Source organism: Cryobacterium sp. Hz7, assembly GCF_004402815.1.
Lineage (GTDB): Bacteria > Actinomycetota > Actinomycetes > Actinomycetales > Microbacteriaceae > Cryobacterium > Cryobacterium sandaracinum.
Genome location: NZ_SOFB01000012.1, coordinates 1 through 9,658 on the forward strand (window position 1 = coordinate 1; position 9,658 = coordinate 9,658).

The 9,658-nt window shown below is 64.1% G+C and carries 10 protein-coding genes; 1 reads left to right on the forward strand and 9 read right to left on the reverse strand.

Annotated elements, in window-relative coordinates:
- Positions 1–279: 279 nt before the first annotated feature.
- From E3N86_RS02745 to E3N86_RS02770, 7 genes are all read right to left on the reverse strand, one after another.
- A complete protein-coding gene (locus E3N86_RS02745) occupies positions 280–579 on the reverse strand; it encodes a hypothetical protein (protein ID WP_134343476.1) in 300 nt (99 codons plus the stop codon).
- A gap of 683 nt (positions 580–1,262) precedes the next feature.
- The gene (locus tag E3N86_RS16680; RefSeq protein ID WP_166784987.1) at positions 1,263–1,406 is read right to left on the reverse strand and encodes a hypothetical protein; all 144 of its coding nucleotides are present in this window, start codon (positions 1,404–1,406) and stop codon (positions 1,263–1,265) included.
- Positions 1,399–2,136, reverse strand: coding sequence for a B3/4 domain-containing protein (locus E3N86_RS02750; RefSeq protein ID WP_134511284.1), 738 nt, complete (start codon positions 2,134–2,136; stop codon positions 1,399–1,401). The genes E3N86_RS16680 and E3N86_RS02750 overlap by 8 nt, the downstream gene beginning before the upstream one ends.
- Positions 2,129–2,719 carry a helix-turn-helix domain-containing protein gene (locus E3N86_RS02755; RefSeq protein WP_370295289.1) on the reverse strand — a complete coding sequence of 197 codons (591 nt, stop codon included), beginning with the start codon at positions 2,717–2,719 and terminating at the stop codon, positions 2,129–2,131. The genes E3N86_RS02750 and E3N86_RS02755 overlap by 8 nt, the downstream gene beginning before the upstream one ends.
- A gap of 80 nt (positions 2,720–2,799) precedes the next feature.
- On the reverse strand, positions 2,800–3,126 hold the full coding sequence (locus tag E3N86_RS17095) for a zinc-binding dehydrogenase (RefSeq protein ID WP_198412866.1): 327 nt from the start codon (positions 3,124–3,126) through the stop codon (positions 2,800–2,802).
- Complete coding sequence (locus tag E3N86_RS17100) at positions 3,110–3,484, reverse strand: alcohol dehydrogenase catalytic domain-containing protein (RefSeq protein WP_198412867.1); 375 nt, start codon at positions 3,482–3,484, stop codon at positions 3,110–3,112. Before E3N86_RS17100 ends, E3N86_RS17095 begins: the two co-directional genes overlap by 17 nt.
- Before the next feature lie 370 nt (positions 3,485–3,854).
- Positions 3,855–5,207 carry an MFS transporter gene (locus E3N86_RS02770; RefSeq protein WP_134511287.1) on the reverse strand — a complete coding sequence of 451 codons (1,353 nt, stop codon included), beginning with the start codon at positions 5,205–5,207 and terminating at the stop codon, positions 3,855–3,857.
- Positions 5,208–5,395: 188 nt separating this feature from the next.
- Between E3N86_RS02770 and E3N86_RS02775 the strand changes: the two genes are divergently transcribed.
- Positions 5,396–7,624, forward strand: a complete 2,229-nt coding sequence (locus E3N86_RS02775; RefSeq protein ID WP_134416128.1) for a malate synthase G — start codon at positions 5,396–5,398, stop codon at positions 7,622–7,624.
- Positions 7,625–7,928: 304 nt separating this feature from the next.
- On the opposite strand, the gene E3N86_RS17575 is transcribed toward E3N86_RS02775, so the two are convergent.
- Complete coding sequence (locus E3N86_RS17575; protein WP_255453031.1) at positions 7,929–8,057, reverse strand: hypothetical protein; 129 nt, start codon at positions 8,055–8,057, stop codon at positions 7,929–7,931.
- Positions 8,058–8,642: 585 nt separating this feature from the next.
- On the reverse strand, positions 8,643–9,658 hold a 1,016-nt coding region (locus E3N86_RS02780), incomplete at its 5' end, for an IS256 family transposase (protein WP_134511288.1).

The window sequence follows — 9,658 nt, forward strand, 5'->3', positions numbered from 1 at the left end:
CGAGACCGGGTGGCGGGTGTTGCACCTCGGTGACGGCACGCTTGAGTGGACGTCGCCGACCGGGCGCACGTTCGTGAGTGAGCCGGCCACGGTCATCCGCTCGGCGTCGACCACACCGTCGCCCGCCCCACCCGGTCGGGATGCCCAGTCAGGGGAGCCCACGCCGTTCTGAGGACGCGCGCGGCAGATACGCGAAACCGACCAGGAGTGCACCCGCGAACCATCCGCCGAGCGGAGCGCCCACCGGTAGTTACAGGAGAAGCACTGTTCCGACCAGGATCAGTATCCGGCGAGCACGGCGAAGAGACGCATCCCGTAAAGGAAAACGAACGGCAGATAATGCGCACCGACGATGATCATGCTTGCCGGGAAGAACAGGTTCGGTTCGGTCAGTCCCAGGGCAACGGCCACGAGCATGCCCGAAGGGACGGTGAATGCGAACTGCGTCGCGAGCGCCGCCATCGGATGGCCCTTGGGCAATGCCGCTGGCCCGCCGGCGGTTCGAAGCGTGAGCGTCGTCAGGGGAAAAATCAGCATCCCACCCAGGAACAGCGTTGCGATCGATGCGCCTGGCGACAATCAAGTCGCCACGGCCGCCGCGATCAGCCACAGTGTGCCTGAAACCAATTGACCGACGAAGCCGCCGCGGTAGACACGTCGAACGTCCGCCTGAGCCTCATCAATATCCGCACAACGGCATCGTCCCACGAGTCGGCCGCTGGCCTGTCCACACGCTTGTTGGTCGGGCGTGACAGACCGGATCATCCCGTCGTCTTGTCAGGTCCGAACGACGAGCAGAGCACGTCGCGCCCCAGCTGTGCAGTGGAGATATCTCTCGTTTCGTGATGCCGGACTCGCGGGCGGACTCGGTGCGAACGACGGCGGCCTCACGGCGAGCGGCAGGCACTAGGAGCACGGTGTAGACGACGCCGACGAGTAGCAGGATTCCACCGTCGAGCCGCGTGAGTAGCCCATCCCCGGCGAAGATCAACATCAGAGCGGATGCGCCGACGATCGTCGGCAGAAATGGTGCCGACCGCGACCACCGTGACGCCGATCAGGGCGAGCAAGCCGATGACGAGCTCACCCAGCACAATCATGCGTTGAGACTACTCACGGACTTGCCCGGGCACCCAAAAACCGGTGAGGTTGACGCGTGGTCCGCATTAGGACTCATGACGAGAAAATCGCTCACCCGGACCCATCCCTCCGGTGCCTGATCGCCGAACGCTTACGCGTCAGGGTTGGGTGAGGCCAGTACCTCAGAGCAAGTCCGCCGTTCCGGCAGCACCGACTGTCGTGATCAGGTCGACGGAGAGTGCCGAGCCGAGCCGAACAGACAGCATGGTCGTGACACCAAGCGCCGAGGCGGGAATCGGGATGCTGCGTTGGCTCATGTCAGGCATTTCCGGACAGTGCGTTTGCTCCGAGCCGGCGCTGCGCGACCTGGACGTTCGAGCCGAGACGAGTGAGCTCCCGCTCGAGCTCCCGAGCTGCTGCCAATAGTGCGTCGTCGTCGAGCGGTTCGAGTGCGTCGAGGATGAACAGGGCGCTGGTGGTGGTGTCGGTGAGCTGGGTGCGACGTGCTTGACGCCAGTTCCAGCGTCGACACGTCACACCGCCCGCGTCGGTCCACACGACCTCCCCGGCGTCGGGATACTCAGTCACGGATGCGCCCTCGGACATGATCTCGAAAGGTTCCGACCCGGTTGCGCGGATCAGGCGTGGTGCTCCGACGTAGTGCGCCAGGTCCTCCCCGCCGAGCGGTACCACGTACAGAATCGAGATTGCGTTGTACAGGTCCGTGAGTCGATTCACACGGGGCAGCCCGGATGCCGCGCGGCGCATAAGCGCCTCCAGACTGTTGCGGGTGCGCTGCGGCTTCGCACCGAACGCCCGGTACGCCTGGCGCCACGCGGCAATGTGCGGAACCTCCTCGACAACCTGTTGCTGGAGAGTGGAGCGGGCGGCCTCTTCCGCCGCGAGGAGCAGCGCCTCGCTTGCCTCATCACTCGGGCCGGGCTCGAGTCCATCGACAGCGACCAACACCGCCCGGTAGTCGGGCCGTAACGCGAAGACGTCATCGTCGACTCGGGCGGCGTCGAGGAACGTGTTCAAGGCCGTCTGCTCAGGCATCAACGCGTTCCGTTCGGGTAGCCGAGCCAACGCCCGGGTCAAACACTGTCAGTGAGAATCGTGCTGCGTGCGGGCCGGCGTTGACGTAGGAATGGGCTACGTCGCCGGGGAAGGAGAGCGCGTCGCGATCGTTGAGCGTGATCGTCTCTTCTCCCGACGAAATCGAGATCGTTCCCAGGTGTACCTGCACAAGCTTTCTCGTGCCGGCCGTATGCGGTTCACTCACATGTCGATCGCCTGCTTCGAGGGTCCAGTCCCACAGTTCGACGACGTTCGGCGGTATAGTCCCCGCGACGAGCACTCCGCGCCCGCCGTGCGCGCCGGTCCACAGCACCGTGCCCTCGTCCCTTCGGGTGATTTTCATCGGCTTCGATCGGGGCGGTTCGACCAGATCGGGGAGGCCCACGCCGAGGGCGCCACTGATCCGGAGCAGTGTCCCTACGCTCGGGTTCGCGGCACCCTGCTCGATGTTGACCAGCATTCGGCGACTCACCCCGGTGCCTTCCGCCAGCTGGTCAAGAGTCCACCGACGTTGTTGGCGTTCGTGTTTGACGCGTACACCGATGGCGGTCGCAAGTTCCACAGCACTTTCCTCCATAAGTGCACGATAGTGCACTATTGGTGCATCAATCAGAGTTTTCCCTCGGGTACCAACAGTTGGTCTCAGTGGGGGAGGATGACGATCTTGCCGATGTGTCGTCGCTCGGAGAACTCCGTTTGGGCTTCGGCGATCTCGGTCAGGGCAAACGTGCTGCTGACCTGAGGACTGACCTGCCCGCCGCGTGCAAGCTCGACGAGCCGACGAAAATGAACCCGGGTGTGCATCGAGGATCCGATCAGCTGCACATTGTGAAGATAGAGGCGGCGGAGGTCGAAGTCGATCACCGGCGCCGCCACAGCACCCGCGATCACCCAGCGCCCGTTGTCCCGAATCATCGGCATCATGGTGGAGACCCCCGGTCCACCGGCGATGTCAGCAACCAGGTCCAACCCCGCCGGATGCTCCCGTCACGAGCACGGTTTCGCCGCCTCGCACGTTGGCACGTTCGAGCATTCCGATCGCGATGGCGAATGCCACAGGCAGGCACGCCAGCTGCACATCCGATAGCGGGGAATCCTGTACGTCATGAGCATGGATGGCATCCACGGAGACGTACTGCGCGAACCCGCCATCGGCCTCGCTACCCAGGTACCCCACCGGAGACGCATTTTCGCTTTCGCATCCGTAGATAGCCGGGTCCACGAGCACCCGGCGACTCAACAGTTCTTCGGTCACACCATGACCCACCTCGACGATAATGCCGGTGATATCCCCACCCTGAATGCGCGGAAAATCAAACGCACCCAGTCAGCCGGCCTGCGCCGTGGGATTTTCCGGCAACCCATATGCTCCCTGGCGCGTCCAAATGTCTGTGTTGTTGACGGCAGCCGCTGTTACTTTCACCAGAACCTGATGGTCCTGCGGCCGCGGCCGCGGCCGGGGCCAATCGTGGTGCAATTCCAATGCTTCGGGGCCACCGAATCTCATCCATATTTCGGGTTGCCAACGAGGGCATCGCCTTCACCGAACGAGTTCCTGCCCACCGTGCACGGGTTCGACGCGTTCTTCGGCAACCTCTACCACTTTAATGCCGAGGAGGAGACGGAAACCGACCGCCGCCGTCGTGCAAAGTCAGATCGGGCATACCCCAGTGTCTCGCGCAACCGTTCCTGCCGTTTCAGTCCTCCAGAGCCTCGCCCCGTTTCTCGGGGAGTCCAAGAGCGCCGAGTGCAGCGACCACGAAGAACATTGCGAAGACCGTGAAAAGAATTGCGGTCCCGCCCATCTCGCGCAGCATCGGCACGGCCAGCGGAGCCAGGATCGCGGCGATCCGTCCAACGCCGGCTGCCCAGCCGGCCCCGGTGGCACGGATGCGGGTCGGGTACAGCTCCGGGGTCACTGCGTAGAGCGCTCCCCACGCACCCAGGTTAAAAAAGGAAAGCAGCATGCCGGCACCGATCACCTGGGCGGCATCGCCGGCTACCGCGAATAACGCCGCCGCAAGTGCCGAGCCGGCAAGGAATACGGCCAGTGTCCTGCGCCGTCCCCAACGCTCGATGAGGTACGCCGAAGCGGCATAACCCGGCAGTTGGGCCACGGTGATGATCAGCGTGTACGCGAAGGAGCGAACGAGCGAGTATCCCGACGCGACCAGGATGGTCGGAAGCCAGATGAAGGCGCCATAGTAGGAGAAGTTCACGCAGAACCAGACCAGCCACAGCGCACCGGTTCGGCGACGCAGGCCGCGCGACCACAGCGCGGTGACGCGTGTCCGGGAACCGGTTTTGTTCGGCCCCTCACCTGTCTTTGCGGGGCGCGCAGAATCATAGGGTCCGGCGGTGATTCCGGCGGACTTTTCGAAACGTCGGACGGTCGACTCCGCCTCAGAGAGGCGGCCACGCGACTCGAGGAAGCGAACCGATTCCGGCAGCCGAAGGCGCACGACCACCGCGTACACGGCCGGAACCGCTCCGACAGCCAGTGCCCAGCGCCAGCCGTCGGCCGATGACGGTACGACCAGGTACCCGATGACCGCGGAAACGGTCCAGCCAATGGCCCAGAAGGATTCGAGGATGACGATGATGCGGCCGCGAATTCGTGGAGGCGCGAACTCGCTCACGAGCGTCGAAGCGACCGGGAGCTCACCGCCAAGACCGAGCCCCACGATAAATCGCCATGCAATGAGTACGGCCACAGTCTCGGACAGTGCCGACGCTCCCGTCGCGAGACCGTAAACGAGAAGGGTGAGAGCGAAAACCTGGCGTCGGCCGATACGGTCGGCCAGCAAACCACCGAGAACTGCACCAATGGCCATACCGACGAACCCGGCGGATGCGATCCAGGACAGCTCCACGTCGGAGACTTGCCATTGCACCGCCAATTGTGCCAGAACGAAAGAAATGAGTCCAACGTCCATCGCATCAAGAGCCCAGCCCAGGCCGGAACCCACAAGCACACGGCGGTGCTCCCGGGTGAACGGCAGCGCATCCAATCGCTCGGATCGACTGGGGCGTGCGCGAACTTCAGGCATCAGGTTCCCAATTCAGCGTTTGTGACCAGGCGGCGAACTGAGGGTAAAGCGTCTGCCGGATAATTGAACCCTATTGCACGAGACCTGCCCGACGTGAGTGTGTCAAGGAGCGGCGGCGCCGGGGTGCGAGACTGGCCAGACACAGTCGGCCGAGCGGGCGTACCCGCACTAGCCCAAGGAGTTCAACGATGAACACACCCACCACAGCATCCGTCCCAGCGCCTACTGCTGGCCTCTCCGCCCGCGTCGAACGAGCAGATCTCGATGTCGCCTCCTCATTCGCCGCGTTCGTCGAGAACGAGGCGCTGCAGGGAACCGGCATCACCGCGGACGCCTTTTGGCTTGGGCTGAGCACGCTGATCAGCGACCTCACTCCCCGGAACACTGAGTTGCTCGGCATCAGGGATGACCTGCAGGCCCAGATCGATGCCTTCCACCGGGCTAACCCCGGCCAGCCTGACCCCGGTGAGTACCGTGCTTTCCTCACCAGGATCGGGTACCTCGCGCCCGAACCCGGGGACTTCACCATCACCACCTCGAACGTCGATGTGGAGATCGCGTCGCAGGCGGGACCCCAGCTTGTCGTTCCGCTGCTCAACGCGCGGTTCGCTGTCAACGCGGCGAACGCCCGCTGGGGTTCGCTTTACGACGCGCTGTACGGCACTGACGCGATATCCGATGACGGCGGTGCGTCCCGGGCGGATTCCTACAACGCCGTCCGCGGCGGACGGGTGATCGCGCGCGGACGGGCTCTGCTTGACCAGGCCATCCCACTCGAACGGGGCTCGCACGCTGATGCCGTCGCTTACCGAGTCGAGAACGGTGCGCTGATCGTGGCTTTGAAAGACGGATCATCCGCTGTCCTGGCGTCGCCCTCGGCGCTGGTCGGCTACAGGGGAGAGGCTTTGGAACCGTCGTCCGTGCTCTTCCGACATCACGGACTGCACCTCGACGTGACCATTGATCGCAGCGCACCTATCGGGGCCACGGACAGCGCGGGCATCCAGGACATCGTGCTCGAGTCCGCTGTCACCACGATCATGGACCTCGAAGACTCGGTTGCCGCAGTCGACGCCGACGACAAGGTACTCGGCTACCGCAACTGGCGCGAACTCATGCGCGGCAGACTGAATGAGACCGTCAGGAAGGGCGCCGGCGTCTTCACGCGCACCATGAACGGCGACCGCGTCTACACCGTTCCTACCGGCGGCGAGTTGACGCTGCACGGCCGAAGCCTGCTGCTGGTGCGCAACGTCGGGCACCTGATGCAGACCGACACCGTGCGGGATGCGTCCGGCGCCGAAGTGTTCGAAGGAATCCTCGACGCGGTGCTGACCGTTCTCGGTTCGTTCCCCGACCTCGTCGGCGAGGCCCGCGGCGGCAACTCACGCACCGGCTCGGTGTACATCGTCAAGCCGAAAATGCACGGCCCCCACGAGGTCGCGTTCACCGTCGACCTGTTCGCCCGGGTGGAGCAGCTCCTCGGCCTGCCCCCACTCACCGTGAAGATCGGGATCATGGACGAAGAACGGCGAACGACGCTCAACTTGCGGGCCTGTATCGCCGTTGCCGCCGAGCGAATCGTCTTCATCAACACGGGATTCCTCGATCGCACGGGCGACGAGATCCACACCTCCATGCACGCCGGGCCAGTGGCCACCAAGGGCTTGATACGTTCCATGCCCTTCATGGCTGCCTACGAGAACGCGAATGTCGACGCCGGTCTCGCGGCGGGCTTTCCCGGCCGTGCCCAGATCGGCAAGGGCATGTGGGCCATGCCCGATCTCATGCACGACATGCTCGAGCAGAAGATTGCGCACCCCCGTTCCGGTGCAACCACAGCCTGGGTCCCGTCTCCCACAGCGGCGACGCTGCATGCGATCCACTATCACGAGGTCGACGTGGCCGCCCGTCAACACGAACTGGCCGGGCGGACACGCCAGGCCCTGGACCCGATTCTCGTCCTCCCTCTCTCCGAGCGAGACCTCAGCGATGAGGAGCGCCTGACCGAGCTGAACAACAACGTTCAGTCGATCCTCGGCTACGTCGTTCGATGGGTCGATCAAGGGGTCGGGTGTTCCAAGGTTCCGGACATCCACGGCGTGGGGCTCATGGAGGACCGTGCGACGCTGCGCATTTCCAGTCAACTCCTCGCGAACTGGCTCACCCACGGCGTCATCAGCAAGACGGATGTCGACGCCAGCCTCGGGCGACTGGCGGCGGTCGTCGATGCACAGAATTCCGATGACCCGACCTATGAAGCGCTGATCGGCAGAACCGGGCCTGGGCTCGCGTTTCTGGCCGCCCGCCAACTCATCATCGACGGTGCATCCTCACCCAACGGATACACCGAGCCGATCCTCCACCAGGTCCGGAGGGCAAAGAAGCGTCAGGCTCCCGCGCGTCATTTGCTCTAACGGAACCTCATGCGGGCGGGTTGCAGTGCGGCAGCCGCCGGTGGCATACCTTCCCGGCGGGACCTACTTGATGCCGCCGGTTGGGCGTCCATCGAGCAGGTTGCTGGTGAACCTCGCGACGTCGTCCCGAAATTCAGCATAGGCGCTTGGGGCGGGCCCCTCCGAACGGACGAACACGTCCACTGCCTCGAGCGCTGAGGTGACGATGGAACGAGGTGAGCGCCCTTCCCCTGATGAGTTTGCGGCACGATATCGTATGCCGGGGTGATTCTCGTGGTGTTGTCATACAGGTTTCATTACGCGTCTACTCGTGATTGCGGCGGGACTTGACAAGCAGCATCACGCCGAGGGCCAGCCACCAAAGCATTCCCAGAGGGATCAGTGCCATGGAGGCGAGCCAGATCCCGGGCAGGTCGATCGCTGCTGCCGTCATCAATGGCCCAGCCGTGAGCATCACGAGACGGAGGCCTGCGACTAATCCCAAGGCACATAACCAGATCGGACGGGAGCGGGAGTGAGCCCCGGCCACACAGATACCCACGGACCAGACAGCGAGCGTAATGAGGCCCGCCGCAAGGAAACCATGGGTTCCCAACATCTGAATGGTGAGCTATGCGGACTGGCTCCATCCCCTATTGACCGAGTCGATGTAGAGCAACGTTCCGACCGACTCGCGCAGGATCCCATGCATGAACGAGAACGCAGCCGCGAAAAGTCCGAGCGCGCTCAGGCTTCGGCGCGTGATCATACTCGTGCGTGGCGTAAGCACATCTGAGATAGCGAAACTCGCCACGATTTACGCGAGTGCCATGATAAACACTGCGACCGCCGCCAAAGCGTGAAACTGCGGATACTGGCGCAGATAATCGAGGCTCACTGCGGAGTTGTCGGTGTCATCGAAACCGAGAACCGGTCCCATTAGCTCAAGGGTAAACATCGCGATGCCTGCGAGCCCAGCGAGGTCACGTCCCGCTGAGTGGCGGAGTTTCTCGACACCGTGCGGGTCAGTAGTTCTGGTTTAGGCGGCGGCGAGTTCGGGGAGTATCACCGCCTCGTCGATGACCTCGATGGGGTTGTTCATGGTGGCCAGCTCGAGCATGGATGCTTCGGAGAAGTAGCGGCGTTCGCCGGCTTCCCACTCGTCGTGCTGCTCGATCAGGACCGACCCGGCCAGGCGCAACAGGGCTGCCGCGTTGGGGAACACGCCGACGACGTCGGTGCGGCGTTTGATCTCTTTGTTGACCTGTTCGAGCGGGTTCGTGGACCAGATCTGGCGCCAGTGCCGCCTCGGGAAGCCGGCGAAGGCGAGGAGGTCGGGTTGCGCGTCGACGAGCATCGCGGCGACCTTCGGGTGCGAGCGGGAGAGCATCGTGGTCACCTCGCGGAACTGTTTCTCGATGTGCTCGCGGTCGGGTTGGGCGAAGATGGTGCGGATGATCGAGGCGACCATGTCCTGCGATCCTTTCGGGATCACGGCGAGGACGTTGCGCATGAAGTGAACCCGGCAGCGCTGCCAGCCGGCGCCCTGGAACACGGTCCCGATGGCCTTCTTCAGGCCGGTGTGAGCGTCAGACATGACCAGCTTGACCCCGTCGAGACCGCGAGTCTTCAACGACCGCAGGAACGACGTCCAGAAGCCCTCGTTCTCGCTGTCGCCAACGTCGAAACCGAGCACTTCCCGGCGCCCGTCGGCAGCCACGCCGACCGCGACGACGATGGCCTGGGACACGATCCGGTGCCCGACGCGGGCTTTGCAGTAGGTCGCGTCGAGGAACACGTAGGGGAAGTCTTGGGCGGCGAGGGTGCGGTCGCGAAACTCGGCCACCTCGGCGTCCAGGCCCGCGCAGATCCGGGACACCTCCGACTTCGAGATCCCGGTGTCAGCTCCGATGGCCTTGACCAGGTCGTCGACTTTCCGGGTCGAGACACCGTGGACGTAGGCCTCCATCACGACCGCGAACAACGCCTGGTCGACCCGGCGGCGGCGCTCCAGGAGCGCGGGGAAGAACGACCCGGCGCGCAGCTTCGGGATCT

Bases quoted from the DNA above. Each gene is read 5' to 3' on its own strand.
- E3N86_RS16680 (WP_166784987.1), bottom strand. From the start codon at position 1,406: ATGCCTGACATGAGCCAACGCAGCATCCCGATTCCCGCCTCGGCGCTT.
- E3N86_RS02770 (WP_134511287.1), bottom strand. From the start codon at position 5,207: ATGCCTGAAGTTCGCGCACGCCCCAGTCGATCCGAGCGATTGGATGCG.
- E3N86_RS02750 (WP_134511284.1), bottom strand. From the start codon at position 2,136: ATGCCTGAGCAGACGGCCTTGAACACGTTCCTCGACGCCGCCCGAGTC.
- E3N86_RS02775 (WP_134416128.1), top strand. From the start codon at position 5,396: ATGAACACACCCACCACAGCATCCGTCCCAGCGCCTACTGCTGGCCTC.
- E3N86_RS17575 (WP_255453031.1), bottom strand. From the start codon at position 8,057: ATGACGGCAGCAGCGATCGACCTGCCCGGGATCTGGCTCGCCTCCATG.